Source organism: Bradyrhizobium sp. CCGUVB23 (assembly GCF_024199885.1).
GTDB lineage: Bacteria > Pseudomonadota > Alphaproteobacteria > Rhizobiales > Xanthobacteraceae > Bradyrhizobium.
This window is the reverse complement of the sequence record NZ_JANADQ010000001.1, coordinates 5,430,725-5,451,063: the sequence shown is the minus strand read 5'-3', so window position 1 is coordinate 5,451,063 and position 20,339 is coordinate 5,430,725. Positions and strand designations below refer to the sequence as shown.

General features: G+C 60.5%; 9 protein-coding genes and 3 pseudogenes. 5 read left to right on the top strand and 7 right to left on the bottom strand.

Features of this window, described 5'->3' with window-relative positions; translation table 11 throughout:
• Positions 1 to 1,217 precede the first annotated feature (1,217 nt).
• Positions 1,218 to 1,980: pseudogene (locus NLN62_RS25205) on the bottom strand (IS5 family transposase).
• Between the two features lie 479 nt (positions 1,981 to 2,459).
• Here NLN62_RS25205 and NLN62_RS25200 point away from each other — a divergent pair.
• The 5 genes from NLN62_RS25200 (at position 2,460) to NLN62_RS25180 (ending at position 14,159) form a co-directional block, all read left to right on the top strand.
• A complete protein-coding gene (locus tag NLN62_RS25200; protein ID WP_063621803.1) occupies positions 2,460 to 2,990 on the top strand; it encodes an inner membrane-spanning protein YciB in 531 nt (176 codons plus the stop codon).
• 1,120 nt (positions 2,991 to 4,110) lie between these two features.
• Positions 4,111 to 10,488, top strand: a complete 6,378-nt coding sequence (xopAD, locus tag NLN62_RS25195) for a XopAD/skwp family type III secretion system effector (RefSeq protein ID WP_254110610.1) — start codon at positions 4,111 to 4,113, stop codon at positions 10,486 to 10,488.
• A gap of 306 nt (positions 10,489 to 10,794) precedes the next feature.
• Entirely contained in the window at positions 10,795 to 12,309 is a 1,515-nt protein-coding gene (locus NLN62_RS25190; protein ID WP_254106657.1) for an ISNCY family transposase, read from the top strand.
• A gap of 427 nt (positions 12,310 to 12,736) precedes the next feature.
• Positions 12,737 to 13,942, top strand: a complete 1,206-nt coding sequence (gene zigA / locus NLN62_RS25185; RefSeq protein ID WP_254110609.1) for a zinc metallochaperone GTPase ZigA — start codon at positions 12,737 to 12,739, stop codon at positions 13,940 to 13,942.
• A gap of 7 nt (positions 13,943 to 13,949) precedes the next feature.
• The gene (locus NLN62_RS25180; RefSeq protein WP_254113688.1) at positions 13,950 to 14,159 is read left to right on the top strand and encodes a hypothetical protein; all 210 of its coding nucleotides are present in this window, start codon (positions 13,950 to 13,952) and stop codon (positions 14,157 to 14,159) included.
• On the opposite strand, the pseudogene NLN62_RS25175 reads toward NLN62_RS25180, so the two are convergent.
• The 6 genes and pseudogenes from NLN62_RS25175 to NLN62_RS25150 all read right to left on the bottom strand — a co-directional run.
• A pseudogene (locus NLN62_RS25175) lies at positions 14,119 to 14,289 on the bottom strand (ribonucleotide-diphosphate reductase subunit beta); the annotation flags it as partial. The gene NLN62_RS25180 and the pseudogene NLN62_RS25175 overlap by 41 nt on opposite strands.
• A pseudogene (locus NLN62_RS25170) lies at positions 14,280 to 14,501 on the bottom strand (transposase); the annotation flags it as partial. The pseudogenes NLN62_RS25170 and NLN62_RS25175, both read right to left, overlap by 10 nt.
• Before the next feature lie 648 nt (positions 14,502 to 15,149).
• Positions 15,150 to 15,755 (bottom strand): sarcosine oxidase subunit gamma, encoded by a 606-nt coding sequence (locus NLN62_RS25165; protein WP_254110608.1) that lies wholly within the window; start codon positions 15,753 to 15,755, stop codon positions 15,150 to 15,152.
• Positions 15,745 to 18,717, bottom strand: coding sequence for a sarcosine oxidase subunit alpha family protein (locus NLN62_RS25160; RefSeq protein ID WP_371933021.1), 2,973 nt, complete (start codon positions 18,715 to 18,717; stop codon positions 15,745 to 15,747). The genes NLN62_RS25165 and NLN62_RS25160 overlap by 11 nt, the downstream gene beginning before the upstream one ends.
• Positions 18,714 to 19,001, bottom strand: a complete 288-nt coding sequence (locus tag NLN62_RS25155) for a sarcosine oxidase subunit delta (RefSeq protein ID WP_254113682.1) — start codon at positions 18,999 to 19,001, stop codon at positions 18,714 to 18,716. The genes NLN62_RS25160 and NLN62_RS25155 overlap by 4 nt, the downstream gene beginning before the upstream one ends.
• A gap of 1 nt (position 19,002) precedes the next feature.
• A complete protein-coding gene (locus NLN62_RS25150; RefSeq protein ID WP_254113679.1) occupies positions 19,003 to 20,253 on the bottom strand; it encodes a sarcosine oxidase subunit beta family protein in 1,251 nt (416 codons plus the stop codon).
• Between the last annotated feature and the right edge of the window lie 86 nt (positions 20,254 to 20,339).

Below are 20,339 nucleotides of genomic sequence, written 5' to 3'. Positions count from 1 at the left end.
TCACGCGGGATTGGCTGCGCAGGCACATCGCCCATGCGCCACCTTCCTAGCCTGCCACTTCGCTCGGGCACGGATTGCGTATCCGGCGGAAGCGCCGCTCTTTGCGAGCTTTCGGCCGTTCGATCGGCGCGCCACGGCTCGCCATCCGAGGGCAAGGAGTCCGCCTCGCCACGTGGTGCGCCACTGTCAGGTCGACAGGGTCGCTGCGAGCCTGAACCCTGGACGACCTGCGATGGCAGATCGTGCACGCGCCCTCCTTCTGGTCCGCCACGCCGATTGGAGACGGATTGCGTGTGCTGCGGGCGCGCGCTTGTTTGCGAGCTTCCGGCCGCCGGATCGTCACGCCAGAGCTCCTCATCAGAACGCGACGAACTGGATTCCGGCAAGGAGCGGAAACGACGACGGCTTCCACCCATTGCGCCCTGCAGCGCAGCGCGAAGGATACGATGCGCGCCGATCGGGGGACCGGCAAACCGGTCCGCACCGCTGGCGGGTTGCGCGATACGCGATCTGGAAGCGCCTGAATCCTGAAGCTCTGAGCGGATCCGCTCCACAGCAGAATCGAATGATCGGGTCTCTTCGCCGGGGGCACGCGCGGCTCCTGCGCGAGAACCGTCGGCGCCCCCACCTTCGTTGGCGCGTTCCGAGCTGAGCGGATTCCCGCGCTCGTCAATGCCCCTCATAATCCAACTCCCGATTTAGAGGGACTGGGCTGCCTGCTCTCACGACTTCGAAAGTCATGCCGGCTCGGCCACCTATATCGGTCTTGTCTGACGTAGAGCTGACCGAATGGGAGCGCCGCGTGGAGCACCGAGCCGAGCATTACCCTCCTTCTGCCCGTCGATTCCGATCTTTGGTCCATCAGCTCACGACAATCCATTCGACTAGACGCTTGGCTGCTCGATCCGTCAGAGCCCTGGTCACACAGCAGACGAAAGTTCCAGATCCCTAGCTTAGCTACTTTCCGGCGCAAAATTCGGTCCGGTGAGCCTTGGAATAGAATCGGCCGGTGGGCTGAAAACCGCAAGGTCGGACGGAATTGCAAGTTGACGTTGGTTGCTGCTGATTCATGAAACGCAAGCAAGCTCTCCGGGCCCGGCGGCTTGCCGATGACGTCCTCTACTGGCATTTTGTGCCTGCTCTGTAGAGATAATTTGGATCACCACCATTCAATCCGAGCGTTTCGCGACAGAAACCAGGCTAGGTCGTGTGGACACTTATCGCAGCCAAAGCACGGTGGCTGCGATGGTGACGATGGCAAGGTAGTTTCGGGCAGTCTTTTCGAAGCGGGTTGCGACACGGCGGAACTGCTTGAGCTTGCTGAAGCAGCATTCGACGAGATGGCGCTGGGCATAGAAATGCTTGTCGAGCGGATGCTTGAGCGCACGTGACGGGTTGTTTGGGATGACGGCGAGCGCGCCCTTGGCTGCGATGGCCTGGCGCAAGTGATCCGCGTCATAGGCCGTATCGGCCATGACGACCTCGGCGGGCAATCCCTCGATCAATGTGGCGGCTTGCGGTGCATCGCCCTTCTGGCCTGCGGTAAGCGTGAACCGCACGGGACATCCCAAACCTCGAACGGCCATATGTATCTTGGTGCTTAAGCCACCGCGCGAGCGCCCGATCGCTTGATCTTCAGACCCCCTTTTTTCGCGCCGGCGGCGTGCTGATGCGCCCGGACGATGGTGGAATCGACGATCAGATATTCGAAGTCCGGATCATCAGACATCGCCTCGAAGATCCGCCACCAGACACCCTTACGGCTCCAGCGACTGAAGCGCCGGAACACGCTGTTCCAATCCCCGAACGCCTCCGGAAGATCACGCCAGGGAGAGCCCGTACGAACGATCCAAAGTACCCTTCCACGAACATCCGGTTGTCGCGTCCGGTCGAACCTTTCTGGTCAGGTCGACCTATGATGAGCGGTGCCATGCGCTCCCAGGCCGCGTCGCTCAGCACCAAACGATCCATCACACCCAAGGCCGGCTCCCAAAAAGAAGCCTTGAATCTGATTTGCTCTCAAAAGGGAATCCTTAGAGTCCACACCACCTAGAGGAATTTCGGGGAGCGCCCGTCAGGAATCTTTGGCAGCGAGCCAGAACGAGCTGACAACAAGCTGACGTAAATAAACGCGCATTAATAGACCTCTACATCATCGGGCGACTTGGAGATGCCGCCTTGAACGAAGCAAGCGGCGTGCCGAACCGAGGCTGCGGCTACCGCAAGCATGCCATGAGAGGATAGCCTTCGAGGGGCTTGATGCTCACGCAGCGTCAAATTGTACATTCTGCGCCTTAGCGTTTCCCGAGCACGTAAAAAGGGTCGAGGATGGTAGTCAACGCAGGCGATGGAGAAGACCAACCGCATACGGTGCTCAACTTCGCCACCGAACCCGGCCCGCTGATCGTCTTCTATGCTGTGAACGCAAATTCCGCCTTTTCGCTGCTACCGCCACATTCATGGTCGTGACCGTCTTGACAGGGATCGCATCCCTCGTGGTGAAGGGCCGCATGCTGATCACCAGCGTCAGCGTGCTGGCGTTCGGTACGCTGACGTTGGCTTTGCATGAGGATACGTTCATCAAGGTCGAGGCAACCATCGTCAGCGGACTGCTTTCGACGATTCTCGGTGGCGGACTTTTGTTCGGCCGCTCCTTCATGGTGGTGACATTGGATCGCATCCTCAATCTGAGCCCGCAGGGCTGGCGTGTCCTTACCTTTCGCTGGGTGATCTTCTTCGCAGGCATGACGATCTTGAACGAGGTCATCTGGCGAACCCAGACCACGGATGCCTGGGTGGCCTTCAGGACGTTCGGCGTGACGATGTTGCCCCTGCTCTTCGGTTTCGCTCTGATGCCGCTGACCAAGAGCTACGATGCCGCGGCTGTCGCGTTCCGCCCAATCATCTTTTGTCCAAGTCCACCAGCGCCTGCCCGAGTCGGAGTTCGGGATAGATGTCGAGGGCGGGCCAGTCGAATAAGAGACGATTGACGCGGCGAACGTTGCAATTGAGCGGCATCCCGTTTCGGCATGATCCAGAGCTGATCGGATCTGGTTCGAACAAGGGGATGCGCCGGACCTTAAAATCGCAAGCATCGACATCTCCTTCCAGGCAAAGTTCTCACCCTGCGCGTTCCTTCGGCGTTGTCCATGATGAACGGCCATTCGCAGATATGAGGCCCGTCAATGCTTGCAATTCGCGGCAGTGTTGCTAGCTACATGGACCAGTGTAGCGCCGGTGCGGCTATCGAGGATCCCGAGATCGAACGAGACGACAGTGGCGATGATGACGCACTCGCAGCGTGTCCCTCTGATCGATATGAAGCAGTCGGCTACACCGAGACAAAGCGCTGGTTCGAAGGATCCGGAGTTATGGAAGACGACTTCCAGACGTCGACGAGGAATTTGCCGCACACCCAGCGGAGAACGAGAGCGATTTCGTTCAAGCCGAGCCCATCTTAAGCAATCGTCGGCGTGATATTCCTTGTTTGGTCTGGATGGTGAACTTCTATGTGTCTCTTAAGTGGGGCAGGAATACGCGTGAAGTGCGGGTTGCATACCCTATTCCAAAGCGAAGGAGAGGAGCGTGGAGTCTAATAGAGGTGGCTTCTTTCCAGACCATGGAGATTGGAGCAGATGGTACACGGAGCAGCTGGCAACGGAGCGCCCCGCGAACGTGCATGCTGAACAATCGAACTTTGAAGAGCAGCTGAGTGGGTTGCGAGTCAGTTCCGCTGATGCTGCCCCCGCAGAGGCTAATTCGCCTGATGCGCCCCCCGCAGAGCGGCATCGGAGTATCCGGCGCACTGGCGTCGGCGGCTCGATGCGGATGCCGCCAGGGTCCAACCTGCAGGACAATTGGGTCGGCGATCCGCGATTAAGCGTAGATGTTCCTCGGGCTCACCGTGGCTCGGCTGCCAGGCCCTCGCAGTCTGATTTGCGCGGCGGGCTGTTCGACAGCGCGCGCTACACCGCGCCATCAGAAGCGCCCCCTGCGGCGCGGACGAAGGATAACAAAAGCCGTGGACTGTTTTCGCGTGTTAAGTCAAAGCTCGGCAAAGCTTTCGGGTCGGGGCGTCGCGGAGAGTCGTCCGCTGGCTCGGCGTCCGATATGATCTCTTCGGAAATTCGCATCGATTTCGTCAAGCGCAACCGTGGTGAGGCGGAAGAGAGCCTTGAAGATTTCAGGGAAACTACGCGCCGCACGTCCGCGGCGGAGCGGGAGGTCACCACGCATGAGCCCGTCCATCACGGCAGCACCGCGTCCCGCATGTCGCAGGTTGCGCGAAAAGCCCCAGCAGACGCCGGGCCAACGACGGAACAGCTGACGGAATGCGAGCGAGGTCTGCGCCGTCATGAGATCGAGCAACTCCGTCAGCTGCGTCGGTATCAACGGGAGCAGCTGCGCCTTGCTGCGCAACCCGACCTGCCGCAAGAACATCACGTGCGGCATCCTCAAGCGTGCATAGAGATGGCCCGCGATAACGTGTTGGCAGAGCGCAATGGGTACGGCTCGGCTCTACCATTTCTCGATGGCGGTGCGACGCCAGGGAAGAATGCGGGATGGCTTGACAGGTACTTCCAGATGCTGAGCCGCTCCGCCGCTTCTCCACAAAGCGATCAGTACCGACGGGATCTGGAACGCTGCACGGATTTGGCCGCACACTACTTGGTCAAGACCGACTGGTTCGTAGATGCCCCGCTGCAACACCTCGTGCGCCTAGGCAGCCAGCTTAGCAAGCACCCGCGGAGAACCACGTGCATGCAAGCCATAGCCTGGATCGCCGGTGAGGTGCTGGAACACGACAGCCTGCCGGAGTTGAGTGGCAAGAACCTGGCGTTGCTTGCGAACGCTTTCTCGAAGAACACCAGCAGCGATCGCTGCGAGCAGGCCGTGGCTCGCCTGGCACGCGTGCTGCTGCGTGAGCGGCTGGACCGAGACCTGACGGCACAAGGGGGCAGCCTCGTGCTCAACGCGATGAGCAAGTGGTCAGGCAATTCAGATTGCCACCGCGCTGTCGAACATCTCGCCGAGCGAATCGCACACGATGCAGACTTGACCTGGGAGATGGGGGGGCAAGCGCTCGCCAACTCGCTCAACGCACTGAGCAAGTGGCCCGACAGTCCCGCCTGTCAGAACGCCTGTGAAGGTCTGGCTGAGCGAATCGCAAGTGATGCGGGCCTGGTGCGGGACATGGACGCACAAAATGTCACCAACTCGCTCAACGCGCTGAGCAAGTGGCCCGACAGCCCCGCTTGCCGAATTGCCGGCGAGCGCTTGGGCGAACGGATCGCGAGCGACGATGCGTTGCTGCAGGAGATGAACGCCGAAGCGGTTGCCAGCGCGTTCAACGCCCTGAGCAAGTGGCGGGATAGTCCCGTCTTGCAGCTGACTTCCAGTTTCATGGCCGAGCGAATCGCCAATGATGCGCCCCTGCTCGAGGACATGGACGAACGCCATCTTGCCAACTTGCTCAACGCCCTGAGCAAGTTGCCCGAGAACCGTTCGTGCAAGAAGGCAGGCAGGCGCCTGGCCGAACGGATCACGCGCGACGACGCGTTGCTGCAGGAGATGAACGCGCGAGATGTCGCCCACTCACTCAACGCGCTCAGCAAGTGGCCCGACAGCCGGATCTGCCGGGACGCGGCCCAATGCCTGGCCAAGCGAATCGCAGGCGAGGCGTCCTTGGTCGATGATACGGACGCACAACATGTCGCCAACATGCTCAACGCCCTGAGCAAGTGGCCCGCCAACGAAGTCTGCCTGGATGCAACCGGACGCCTGGCCGAACGGGTCGTGAGCGAGGACACGTTGCTGCAGGGGATGAACGCGCAAGAAGTCGCCATGTCGCTCAACGCACTGCGCGGGTCGGCCCACGCGCCGGACTGGCGCTGGGCGTCGATTGCTCTGGCTGATCGAGCGGGTGGGACTGACCTTCCGTGGCGCGATTTCAACATGGCCGCGCTGGCGCAGGTCAGCAACGGCTTGTCGCAGCTGTCCCACTCAGCAGTGGATGCGGACGACGAGGCGGAGGTTCAAGCGCTGGCGCGCGCGAAGCTTCAGGGGCTGGCCGCGCACCTCGATCTGCATCGGGATCACTTCGAGACGGCGCAGGCCCAGGACATCGCCATGATCTTCAAGGCGATGGTCATTGAACAACTGCAACGCGACATGCGGCCGCTCGCCGTGCCGGCTTTGAACAGGGTGGCAAACCTGTGCCGCGAAACGGACTTGCGCGAGACGGACCTTGAATCGGTGGGTAACCTGTGCCTGGGCCTGTTGCCCCTGGCACGCAGCCAGGAACTCTCGCGCCATCACCGCCTGGCACTGTCTGTCTTCGATCAGATGCAGCCGATCGTCGCGCGCAAGATCGATCGTTTTCTGCAGGGACAGCAAACCGATGACCCAGCCACTGTTGCGAGCGCTGCGCCCGACGGCGAGCAGCACTCCACACGCTGCCCGGCACTGACCTTCTATCAGGTGCTCAAGACCTATGCAGTGGTGAGCAGGCAGTGGAAGCCGCGCAATGTCGAGGGGCAACGCTCGGCCGTGCGAGCTCACCGTGAGGAGCTGACCGCCTGGGTCACAGAGACGCTCGAGCGCACACGCGAGGCCATCGAGTCGGACCTCGGGCAAATGAGCTGGAACCTGATCGCGCAGATCGAAGCCGGCGATGAAGTGCTGAATGCGCTGGACCTGCACATGCTCACGCACTTCGAGCAGCTCAGGCAAATCCATGAGCCCACCGAGTTCAGCGTGCAGGACGTGCATCAAAGCATGCGAACGCGGCCCGGGCGACCCCAGGCGCCGGCCCCTGGCGCAGGGGACACCAGGCACGTCGTGGTGGACATGCAGGGAAAGATGCTGAAAAGCAACATGGAGGACGAGAGCAAGCCGTACTCGCTGTTTGCGCGCCTGACCGGTCTGCCCCTGGTGGAGGTGCAACTGCCCGGTTCGCTGTCCGCGTTCATGCTGGCGCGCACCTTCGATTTCCTGGGCGAGCCGTGGCGCTTCGATCTGTTCGGCGGCAGCCGTTTGAGCCGAGGCGGCCAGCAACGGGCGTCCGGTATCCTGTCCGGCGACAGGGCGGCGGCGTCGATGCTGCCGGCGGTTCGCTATGCCGACACGGCCCCCGGCAGCGCTCTGATGCAGCTTGCCGCAAAACTCGCACCGCAGCGCGAGGACTGGTCGCGGATGCAACGTGCGCTACTGGAGATGGTGCCGAGCGACCACGTGGTCGAGGGCACGCTGCGCATGGGCTTCATCGACGATGTGCCAGGGCCGCAGCACCCGTTCAAGCTGGCCGGACCAGGCGGCCAGTACATCGCCCTGTGCCCCAATGACGGCTGCGGCTTCCTCAAGTTCGAGGTGGCCATGCGCATTCCCGCGGTCCGCAAGCACTACGAGGCGTGGGTGGCAGTGCGCAGAGGCAATGCCGACGAAGAGCAACGCAAGCTCGTGGCCGAAGAGAGCGAGCTCAAGAGGCTGGCACCGCAGGCACTGCAGCACTTCCCATACGACGTGGAAGCTATCGCGGAAGCGCATCAAGCAATGCAGCACCGCCTGCACAACCTGGCCCGGCAGCCAGGAACTTCTGCTGCCGGACAGGCGGGCCTCGGCATCGATTCGGTAATGCTCTATGACCTGACCGTCAGCGGCGGCTATGCTGGTCAGAAGATACGTGCCGTGCCGTCCGCCGACAACAATTTGCATCTGCCGAGCCAGCGCAGCGCCGCCTTCGACGGGGCAGGCGGCGCGCTGCTGCTCGGCAAGCCGCCGTACGACAAGGAGAACCTGCTGCCGGTGCCCGAGCACCGAGTCGCCACCACAGCCCAGGGGGATGCAACAGCTCACTTCCTATCGAGGTGCTTTGCCATCCAGTACAGCTACACCGGCTTCAACGACCACTCGGGCGAGGATGCCGAGATGCTGCACAGCAAGGGCATGCTCATCATCCCACCCAAGGGGTGCTGGTCGCCCGCGCACGAGAACATGGACCTGGTGTGCTCGAAGGAGGACCTGAAGACCTTGTCGCGCTGGACCGACGGGCGCGACCGCGCTGCCACCGCGAGCGACATGCTCAGCACCGGCAGCCTGCGCGTCAAGGAGATCGTGCAGCCCGGTCGGCTGGGAGCGTTGCCGATCGATGAACTGCGCAAGCGCAACATGGATTGTGACGGCGATGATGCCTTCGTGTATGCGGGCTACCCGAAGCTGGCGACGCTGATCGAGCGCGTGATGGACGAGCGCGCCGCGCGGCGCGGCCAGCCCCGTTCCTTCAAGCCGCCGAAGACGGCCACGCCAGCATTCGACGCTGACAGTGGGCACTACCGGCCGGGGCGTGCGTCCGAGATCTTGGCCGAGCAGCGCGGACGCAAGCTGATGGGCACGGCCAGCACTCTGGCAACGCGCTTCCTGTCGCAGCCCGGCGACCTGCGCGAGGCGATGGCGCACAGTATGATGTTCGGCACGTACGATGGCGTCGAACGGTCGCTGCGAAACAGCCTGACCTCCGTTCTCGAGAGCGCGCAGCCCGACCCGCAGGCGCTGCATCCATTGGCGATGCAGGCGTACCAGGCGATCGGCCGCGCGCACATGCCCGAGGCGCGCGAGGCGGCCATGCTGCTGTATGGGGAGGTCTTGCGGCATTACCAGGCCTCGGGGCAGCCCATGGCATCGGGGCCTGCCGAAGTTTCCGCAGCGCTAGCCCAACGATTCCCGGACTTGGCACAAGCCTACGTCGGGGCCATCGACACTCCGGCACGCATCCACGCCATCCTGGACAACTACCCGGTGTGCCGGCTGTCGCACGAGCAGTTCCCCGATGGGCAGCCCGGGTTGGTCCCCGGTGAGCCGGAACTGACGATGCGCAACCTCTTCACCATCGCAATCAAGGTCGGCACCGACGCGCTGAAGTCCGATACCGGCACGGCGTTATTCTCCAAGGTGATCGAGGCATGCGAACGCCAGGAAACCAGGTTCCCTGATCGTGTACGCAATGTGCCTCACGGCAAGGAGACGGCCCGTGCGATGCGCCTCAACCGCTTCGATCCCGACCAGGCCAAGTCTGTGTTGCAACGCATGCCAACCATGGCTGCAGGCGTCATGCATAACGCCGTGCAATTGCTTGAGCAAGCAGGCATGCTGACCCCGCCGCCAGCACCTGTTGAGCGGCTTGGCAAAACATCTCGAGCACAGGTCGCGCAAGCCGCAGGAGCTTTGTTCGAACGTGCGCAGCAGATGGAACGCGAAATCACGCCAATGCTGAAGCAGGTCGTGTCCACCTTTCGGGCTGATCTCGCCGGCCTGAAACACCGGCAGAAATCCAAGGGCTCGCTGCGCGCAAAACTCGATTCGCTGATGGCAGCCAGGAACAAGACCCTCGAAGAGGCCGTTGCTGCTGTCAACGATGCCCTGCGCTACAGCGTGGTGCTTGCGCCGCAGGACTTCACCGAGGGGTGCCGCCGTATTCTCGCGACGCTGGACCAGCTGGGGCATGCCAGGACGGCGCTAACCAACCACTTCAACAAGAGGAACGAAGCGTTCAGCGCGGTGAGCGTCACCCTCCGCAGCCCGGCTTGTGCACCGTGGGAGATCCAGTTCCACACGGCCGAGACCTTTGAGCTGAAGGAGCGCTATCACGATGTTTACAAGCGCGCTCAGGAGATGCTCCTGCAGGGCGCACCGCTCGCGCTACGACGCAAGGTCACGCACGAGGCTTGGCTAGCCTTCCGCAACATCTCGATACCGCCTGGATGCGACGAGATCGATGATTGGCAGGAGCATAGCTACGCACACGGCGCTGAATCGTGGAACGCGCCTGGTTACCAAACCGGCGACATGCGACCGACTGGCGCGCAGGGCTGGGGTGGCACCAGCCATGCCGAAAGCACGGGACCATCAGAGATGCCCATCGGTTATGGGGAGCGTCATTTCGACGAAAGCGATCCGTGGCAGCACGCCAGCACTTCCGGCTACGACGAGCACAGCGCCGCCGGATTCGGCGTACCGTTCGCCGCACATCACCAGGCGCCGGCACAGGCACTCGCGGGGGCATCGCTGGCTGACTTGCCTGTTGGACCGTTGGGGTACACGCTCGAAGCGCTTTTGGGGCTCGTCGATGCCGACGTGGGGCAGGCCAGCGGCCAAGGACTGAATTGCCTGCTAGACACGGTTCTTCAATTTGCCCACAACACGAGGCGTCAGGACTACGAAACGCGGCAGACTCGGCAGCTTCAGCAACAGGCTCAGCTGTTGCGGAACAACCTGGTTCAAGTCCGCGCGGTCGATCCGCATGGCTACATCGACCTTTACAGCGCTGCAGGTGTCGGGGTCTTGCTGGCCAACCATTTTGGCCTGCGCATTCAAGCCATCGAGGCAAATGCGAGTGGCAGGCTGACCGTGCATCCTGTCCTGGGCCAAGAAGGTCGACTGGTGCACATTCTGCACACGCCGGGGCATTTCCAGCCGTTGTGGCCTCGGCACTAAAAAGCCTACTTGACGGCGGCTGCAGTTTTGCTGGGCCTTCTGGCTGTGATTGCTCTGGGTGCGCCGGATATGATCCAACGGCTGCCGCGGGCTCGCCCCGTCAGTACGCCCGATCCGCCGCAGCGCTGACCCGGGCATCAAAGAGCCGTCCTCCTCCGATTCAACGTCGATATTCTGCGCTGCGCCTGCTGTGCGGCGCGGCAATCAAAGTGAGAGTGCGCATTGCCTCGCCTTAATTGTTGCCGGATGCTGAGCCGTTGCCTCACGTAAATTGCTCCCTTGGATCGGAAACGAGCGGGGGCGAAGATGGGGTGGCTAAGCATGGCGACGCGGAAGGAGCTGACGGCGGCGGCAGGCGGGCGCTATCGGACGTCGGATCGCGCGAAGAAGGCGCGGATATTGGACGAGTTCGTCGACATCACCGGCTTCCATCGCAAGCATGCGATGCGGCTTCTTCGAGGTCAGGAAGACGCACGCCCAGGCCGGCGGGCGCGACGCCGGGTCTATAATGAGGCAGAACACAACGCGCTCGTGCTCCTTTGGGAGGCGTCAGACCGGATCTGCGGGAAGCGACTGAAGGCGTTAATGCCTGCGCTGATTGCGGCGATGGAACGGCACGGCCATCTCGGCCTTGCCCCCGAGATCCGCGACAAACTTTTGGCAATGAGCGCTGCGACGATCGACCGCGCATTGGCGCGGGTCCGAGAAGGATTAGGTCGCAAGCGCCGACGGCACGCGACGCACTCGTTGCGTCGCAGTATTCCAATTCGGACGTCGGCAGATTGGAATGATCCGGCGCCGGGGTTTGTCGAGGCTGACCTTGTAGCGCATAGCGGTTCATCGGCGCGCGGCAGCTTCATCCAGACCCTCGTGCTCACCGACATTGCTACCGGCTGGACGGAGTGCGCTCCTCTGATCGTGCGCGAACAAACGCTGTTGAGCACGGTGTTGACGGAATTGCGCAAACAATTGCCCTTTGCGCTGGTCGGCCTCGATACGGACAATGACACCGTGTTCATGAACGAGACGCTGAAAGCCTACTGCGATGCGGCCAACATCGTCTTCACGCGTTGCCGGCCCTACCGGAAGAACGACCAGGCGTTCGTCGAGCAGAAGAACGGCGCCGTCGTGCGCAGGATGGTCGGCTATCGTCGGTTCGAGGGCCTGGAAGCGGCCAAGCTGCTGGCTGAACTCTATCGATCGGCGCGACTGTTCGTGAACTTCTTCCAACCCTCGTTCAAATTGATAGCCAAGCAGCGCGACGGTGCTCGTGTGCGCAAGACATACAGCGCGCCGGCAACGCCACACCAGCGCTTGGCCGCCGACGCCCGCACGCCCGACGCGGTTCGCCACCATCTCCAAGAAATCTATGCCACTCTCGACCCGGTCGCGTTGTTGCGCGACATCCGCGGCGCGCAGGAACGCCTCGCGGCGCTCGCGGATACCCAGCCAATCGCCCATCCTGCTGCGGCATCGCAATCGATCGATCTCTTCCTGGCAAGCCTACGAACCGCCTGGAAGGACGGAGCTATGCGGCCGACGGATCGGCCAATCGTGAAACCGAAAAGAGGCCGGCGTCGTCCCGACCCGCTCATCGGGGCAACGCTAGATTTGCGAAAATGGTTTGAAGCCGAGCCCTGGCGGACTGGTAGCGAACTGCTCTCCCGGTTGCAGGTGGAATATCCTGGAGCCTATCCGAACAAGCTTCTTCGAACGCTTCAACGTCGGCTTAAATCCTGGCGCAGCGAGCAAGCGAACGCGTTATTGTTCGTTCCTGCGGAGAAAACGCTGCTGGGGCGCGAGGGCACAACAACCCAATGATGTGCCAGATGCCAGAGGAGGAGGCCGGGCGCTCCGAAACCCCGGCCATCTCCGCACCCGGCCTCCTCCTCAACCCTGGCCGGGAGCAAATTAAATGAGGCAACCGATCGCACTCGGGAGCATCGATATGTGAGGCAATACGCACTCTCACTTTGATCGCCGCGCCGCATCGCCCTGCGGCTGGCTCTCAACCCAGTGCAATCGAGACATCTCACTCCTCGTTGACGTCATGTCGGTGAATGGGAATATTTCGCGAACGCGGATGACCGCCTCGCAGGTGTTTTGCCCCCTCTCTCACGGACCTAGCCGGCGGCTTGACAGGCCAACCAAGGCCCCTCAATGTAACGTTATAACATTACATTGACTCGCCCCAACATGCCCTCGCGTCGTTCTCGCCCTATCCCGTTGAAAAGGCTGTTCGATCTCCATGCAGAAACTCCCCGTCACCGTCTTGTCCGGCTTCCTCGGGGCTGGAAAGACAACTTTGCTGAACCACGTCCTGAACAACCGGCACGGTCTGAAGGTGGCGGTGATCGTAAACGACATGAGCGAGGTGAACATCGATGCGGATCTGGTCCGCGATGGCGGTGCGAACCTGTCGCGGACTGACGAGAGGCTCGTCGAGATGACGAACGGCTGCATCTGCTGCACGCTGCGCGACGACCTCCTGAAGGAGGTGCGCGCGCTCGCCGAGCACGGCCGCTTCGATTATCTGCTGATCGAATCCACCGGCATCTCCGAGCCGCTGCCGGTCGCGGCGACCTTCGATTTCCACTCCGAAGACGGCGAACGCCTGTCCGACGTCGCGCGTCTCGACACCATGGTCACCGTTGTCGACGCCGTGAACTTGCTGAAGGATTATTCATCGACGGATTTTCTCGATCAGCGCGGCGAAGCACTGGCGAACGACAAGCGCACGCTGGTCGATCTGCTTGTCGAGCAGATCGAGTTCGCCGACGTGATCGTTCTCAACAAGGTCGATGACGCCCTGCCCGCGCAGCGCGAGGCGGCGCGACAGATCATCCGAGCGCTCAATCCGGAAGCGGATCTCATCGAAGCCAACCACAGCCAGGTCGCCTTCGACCGCATTCTCGACACCGGCCGGTTCGACTTCGAGAAGGCGCAAGCGCATCCGCTCTGGTTTAGGGAGCTCTACGGCTTTGCGGATCATGTGCCAGAGACCGAGGAATACGGCGTGACGAACTTCGTCTATCGCGCGCGCCGGCCGTTCGACCCCGTCAGGTTCGACACGTTCGTCAAGGAATCCTGGCCCGGCGTCATTCGCGCCAAGGGACATTTCTGGCTCGCGACCCGCCCGCAATGGCTTGGCGAACTCAGCCAGGCCGGCTCGATCACGCGCACCCAGGCCCTCGGCTTCTGGTGGGCGAGCGTACCCAAAGAGCGTTGGCCGGATGATCCGTTCTGGCGGAAACGGCTGCGCGCGAACTGGAACGACATCTACGGCGATCGCCGTCAGGAAATCGTCTTTATCGGCGCCGGCATGGACGAGCCCACGCTCTGTGCCCGCCTCGACGCCTGCCTCGTTCCGGGAAAGCCCGCCATGGACGTCGCGGAATGGGCCAAGCTAGCAGACCCGTTCCCAGTCTGGCGGCGCGCGAATGAAGCGGCCTAGACGCCACATGGACAACGTGGTTCGCTTCGTCTCGAAATCCGAGCTCGAACGCGAGCGCCTCATCCGCGAGGCGCGCGCGATCTACGACAGCATATTCCCGCGGGCCATTGCAGCCGATAAACCCGACGGTGGTCGTTCCGAACAGACGACCACCGACATTGCGAGCAACTCTCTGCTCAATCCCAGTTCAGCGCACGGCCGTTCTGATACTCGATGACGCGGGTCTCGAAGAAGTTCTTCTCCTTTTTCAGGTCCATCGCCTCCGACATCCACGGGAACGGGTTCTCGACTTCCGCAAAGACCGGCGTGAACCCGCTCTGGGCGCAGCGGCGGTTGGCGATGAAGTGGCCACCAGCTTCTTCAGCTTGGCGTTCTCATCCTCGAGCTGTTTCAACCGCCGCATCTCGGTCGGCAGCAACCCGTCGTACTTCTTTTTCCAGTTGAAATAGGTCGCCTGGCTGATCCCGGCCTTGCGGCAGATCTCCGCCACCGCACCCCCGTCACGGCCCTGCTTCAGGATGAACGCCTTCTGGACGTCCGAAGATTGTGAGGCCTTCATCGTCGTTACGCTCCTCCCAGCCGAGGGGATTCGGCAGCGAAAACTCTAACCAAAAATGGTCCAGTTTGCCGGCCTCAGATCACCACCACCGACGCAATCCCCATGAGCGAGGAGCAGTACGTTAACTACTGGGCCAGTTATCATGATATTCCGAGTCAGGCCCCCCGACGTCTGGACTTCCGTACTGGACATGATCGCGGAGACGTTCCGAAAAAGGCGACCGACGAGCCTACGATTTCGCTCCATGGCATGGCATGCTCAACGCGCCTGAGGCGAGCGTGATAGTCGTTCGTTCTTTAATCGCAGGTACGGTGTCAACCCCGATCGTCAAAGAATGATCCACCGCCGGGCTCATGGTGCTTTCCGCGGTCGTCTCTATGCAGGAGCGGCGCAAGCGAGTGATCGAGATCCCGTAACGTGCGTAGATCGCGTCCTGCCGGTAGAAGGCGCCACATCATATTTTGTCACCCCGACCTGGGCGACAAGGGCCTCGGTCAGAAGGCCGCCCGCGATCAGATTTGGCGACGTTGGCGCTTCCGGGCCGCCGCGATCCGATAGGCCTATTATCTCATCCATGCAAGACGTGGGAGAGCCACAAAATTGGGGACGATCATCGCATTTGGATCAAGAACTATTCTGCTTTACGGTTCAGGTGCAGGCGTATCCGTACTCGGCGGACGAGCATGCGAACCAATCCCAAAAGCTACGGGCCATGCTGCGGGGGATTGCGAGCTCGTAGATGGGCTCCTCGTCCGTCATCCAGATATGAACAACTATCTGCGCGACCGCAGTTACAGCTGCATCGCCGACACACATGGCACGAGGATGAAGGTCGATTGTGACACCTTTCGCGAGCGCGTCGCGTACGTACCTTCCCCTCACGCGAAGCAGTACCCGGGAATCGCTTTGCTCGGTCACGGCCGCTATCCCGCTGAACTTCTCCTCGAGAACAGGATCCAACCTCAACTTCGGAAGAACGATCATCCAGCTACCTGGCTTCAGACCGATCACGCTTCCCGTCATACCCCGAGCAACCTTCGACGTAGCCGGCACGGCAAGCCCGAGATATTCCGCGAGAATGGTTCGGACAGCGTGCTCCTTTCCAGTACGCGCCGTGACGATGGCAAGCACTACATTGTCCAATTGCTCTACAACGACGCCGACCTTCGATGATTCTGCGCCGTACTTCCCTGGCGTGATAATGCCCTCCCAGCCGCTTTGGCGAGACCATTCGTGAAGATTGTTAGCGACCAAGCTTCTCTCCTTTGGGATCGATGAAGACCGGACTGCAGACTTCGAGTTCGACTTCGTGATTCCGAACAAAATCAAAGGCTCGGACATGCTCTCCCAGTCGACTCGGACCTCCTCGAAGGAGGCCAAGCCCGATCCAATGTCCGAGGGTGGGAGAGAAGCCAGCAGAGGTTACATATCCCTCGTCATTCTTGGCTATTGCGGCGTTTCCGCTCTTCACAAGATGTGCGCCAGCGTTGAGACGATCGGCTGTATTTAGAGCCTTTAACCCAACGAGACGCTGCCTGGTCGGATCGCGCAACGCATGGCGCTGACTCATCAATCTACCAACATAGTCCTTATTGTTAGCGATTAGCTCCTCTAACCCCAAATCCGATGCCGTGGTCTGCCCCGTCATCTCGTTGGCTGTTATGTATCCCTTTTCAATTCGCATCAGGTCCACTGCTTCGGTTCCGTACGGCGCAATTCCAAATCGTTCACCTGCATTCATAATCTTACGGATTGCCGTCTCGCCGACCGATGCCGGAACTGATAGTTCGAACGAGAGCTCTCCCGAGAAAGAGTGACGTGACAGGCGGGCAGAAATTCCACCGCCTACGCTCAGTTCGCAAATAGCGTGGTGTTGTAGACGCTGCACCGAGCCTGCTTGCCCGCTGTCCACTACACTGAGCATCACTTCACGTGCGCGCGGACCAGCCACAACGAAACGTGCCCATTGCTCGGCAACGGAAGTAATCTGCACGTCCAGCCAAGGCCAAACCGCCTGGTGGTAAAACTCCAGATGCTGCATTACCCGGGCGGCATTCGCAGTCGTCGTGCCGACAATGTAGTGAGCGGTGCCGAGCCGCGCGATAGGGCCTTCATCCAGGACGAAGCCGTCCTCGCGGATTAGCACCCCGATACAGACACGACCGATGCCTACCTCAGTCAGGTCGTTACAGTATAGGCGATCTAAGAACTCCGAGGCGTCAGCTCCTTGAATATCGATCTGGCCAAGAGGCGAGCTATTGGCTACGCCTACCCGCTCACGTACATTAAGCGCTTCGCGCGTGGCACTTTGTGTGATTCCCTCCATCCGCGATCGAGGGAAGTAGTGAGCTCGCATCCAAGGGCCAGCTTCTACAAACACCGCTCCTTGTTCGCCCGCCCATTTGTGACCGGGCGGATATCTGGTCGGCCTGAAGCTTTTGTCGCGATAGTGTCCCGCCAGCGCACCTATCGCTACCGGGGTGTACGGAGGACGAAATACCGTCGTTCCGACTTGCGGAACGGTCAGACTTCGAAGCTGGCCCATTATCGCTAGAGCCGCAACGTTACCCGTCTTTCCTTGGTCCGTCGCCATACCGAGCGTGGTGTAGCGTTTGAGGTGTTCGACCGCTTTAAAGCCCTCTTGATGAGCTAACACGATGTCTGACGCGGTTACGTCATTTTGATAGTCGACGAAGCATTTTGTAGGATCCTTTGGCACCTGCCACACGGGAGAGGTTTTCGCGGATTCAGGGTCTGCCTTGTGTTCTTCAACGGCTGGAGCACGAAAGCCACATGCTTCGGCCGCCATCGCGCCTTGGCGCGCCCCCTCCCGAAGGGCCTCTTCCAGAAGAAAACGGCCGTTAGCCGCCCCCGCCGCCGAAAGCATCTTCGAGTCTGAACTCGGCAAAAATATTGATCGCTCTTCGTCCCATACAGGCCTGTCGCTAAGGTGGCTAGAAAGGTGAAGAGTGGGATCCCAACCGTTTGACATGGCCAGAAGATCACAACTCAGCCTAACTTTTCGTCCCGACTGGTCTAACACATCTATTGCGCTTACGGATTTTGATCCCTTGGCTGCAACAATCGAGGCGCCCTGGATGACCCTCACACCATCACTGACCTGTCCGACGCCAGACTTAGATTCTCGCGTATCTACGATCGCTTCAACATGAATTCCGGCTGAGACAAAGTCGGCTACGCTTCGCCAGCCGTCATCCGAGGATGTTACGATTACGGCTCTTTGTCCGGGGGACACAGCGAAGCGGTTGACATAGCTGCGAGCTGCCCCTGCCAACATTACGCCGGGCAGGTCGTTTCCACTGAACAGCATTGGACGCTCTATAGCTCCAGCTGCCAGTATGGCACGTTGCGCGACAATCCGCCACACTCGCTGACGGGGCTGATGGGCAATCGGCTCGGGCAAGTGATCGCTCACGCACTCGACAGCGCCGAAAGTCCCATGGTCATATTGACCGAAGACAGTGGTGCGACGCATTACTCGGACTTCGCTGAGACTTTCAAGCTCTGCTTCAGCCGAGTTTAGCCAATCTTGCGCGGGCTTTCCGTCGATCTCGCGTTTCTCTGAAAGGAGCCGACCTCCAAGTCGGAAGTCTTCGTCACAGAGAATGACTCGCGCACCCGCTCTCCCCGCAGCAAGCGCTGCAGAAATCCCGGCTGGCCCACCTCCGACGACGAGAACATCACAGTATGCATAAGCCCTTTCGTAGTGATCAGGATCAGGGAGACCAGATACCTTGCCGAGGCCCGCCGCGCGCCGGATCATCGGCTCATAGACCGCTTCCCAGAATTTTGCGGGCCACATGAATGTCTTGTAATAGAAACCCGCCCGCAAAAGCGGCGAAAGGGGGGCCGTTGCAGAGAGCAAATCAAAGTTGAGCGACGGCCATCTATTTTGACTCGACGCATCCAGTCCGTCGAAGAGCTCAGTGACCGTCGCGCGAGTATTTGGCTCACGTCTGGCGCCAGCTCGTAACTCTACGAGTGCGTTCGGCTCTTCCGAGCCCGCCGAAAGAATCCCACGAGGCCGATGGTACTTAAACGAGCGTCCCACCAGCTTGATACCGTTTGCGAGTAACGCCGATGCCAACGTATCGCCCGCGAGCCCCGTAAGTTCTCTCCCGTCAAATCTAAAACGGAGCTGTCGTTCGCGCGCGACAAGACCACCCATCTTAAGGCGATGTAGCTGGCTGCTCACTTATCGACTCCAAGCTTCCGTGCATGCGCAACTTCCTGCGCAGTCTGAACGTTGAGGATCTCATGTGTGCGCGTGTTGCGCGTCACTACAAGCCAAGCGTGACAGCCCGCGTCATGATACCAATACTCGTCGTGAGGGCCCGCTGGGTTGTCCCTGATATAGACGTACTCAAACATGCTGTCGGGGCTTGCATCCAGGCCGTCCGGTCTCGTCTTCGTTGCGTCGCCGAGGTAAACGAATTCTTTGATGCTGCGTGTTCCGCAGTGTGGACAATTTATTCTCATGTCAGTGCAGGTTGGGTACGGCACCCTGACCGTTTTCATCGATCAGGTGGCCTGTTGAAAATCGATCTAGTCGATACGCCGCAGCGAGCGGATGTGGCTCGTCTCGCGCAATTAGGTGTGAGAAGCAGTACCCGGAAGCTGGTGTCGCCTTGAAGCCTCCGTAGCACCATCCACAATTGAGGTAGAGACCAGCAACAGAGGTTTTGTCGATGATCGGAGAGCCGTCCATCGTCATATCCATCAACCCACCCCAGTGGCGAAGCACCCGCACACGGCCCAGCATCGGCATGAGTGCCATGGCGCACTCCATAACATTTTCAATCACTGGTAGATTGCCGCGCCAAGCGTATGAGTTATAGCCATCAAGATCACCTCCGAAGATAAGCCCTCCCTTATCGCTTTGGCTCATGTAGAAATGCCCCGCGCCAAACGCAATTCGTTGATGGATTAATGGCTTCAAACCTTCGGTTATGAATGCTTGCAGGACGTGACTTTCGATTGGCAGACGTAGACCGGCCAGACTCGCGACACGGGAAGTGTTACCCGCAACGGCCAACGCGACCTTCTTCGCGCGAATGAATCCGCGGGTGGTCTCTACTCCGCGGACTCTGCCGCCTTCGATTCTGATGCCTGTCACCTCACATTTCTGAAGCAGATCGACTCCGCGGGTGTCGGCGGCACGGGCATAGCCCCACGCAACGGCATCATGGCGCACGGTCCCGCCGCGACGCTGCAGAAGGGCGCCGTAAATTGGAAAACGCGCATCATCAAAGTTCAGAAACGGAATCATCTCGCGCAGTTGATCGCGATCAAGCAATTCCGAGTCTACTCCGTGAATTCGCATCGCGTTGCCACGCCTAGCGTGCACATTCCGCTGCGCGACTGAATGATGGATGTCGAGGGCCCCGCGCTGGCTTACCATCGCGTTGTAGTTAATGTCTTGCTCGAGGCCTTCCCATAGTTTCAGCGACCACTCGAAAAACGGAATGTTTCCCGGAAGCAAATAGTTAGAACGGATGGTGGTCGTATTACGGCCTACATTACCCGACCCTAGGTAGTTTCGCTCCAAGACGGCGACGTTCGTGATTCCGTGCTCTTTCGCGAGATAATAAGCCGTCGAAAGTCCATGCCCGCCGCCTCCGACAATAACAACATCATACTCCGCTTTCGGGGCCGGCTCCCGCCAGACGGGAGCCCAATGCTTGTTTCCCCGCAGCGCTTGTGTGACGAGGCTTAACGCTGAATATCGCATCTCGTTGATACTGCCTTGGCATCTGCGCCGGGCCGAACCCGGCGACCTCACGAACATTATGGAGCCCTCCACACCAGACGCAATCT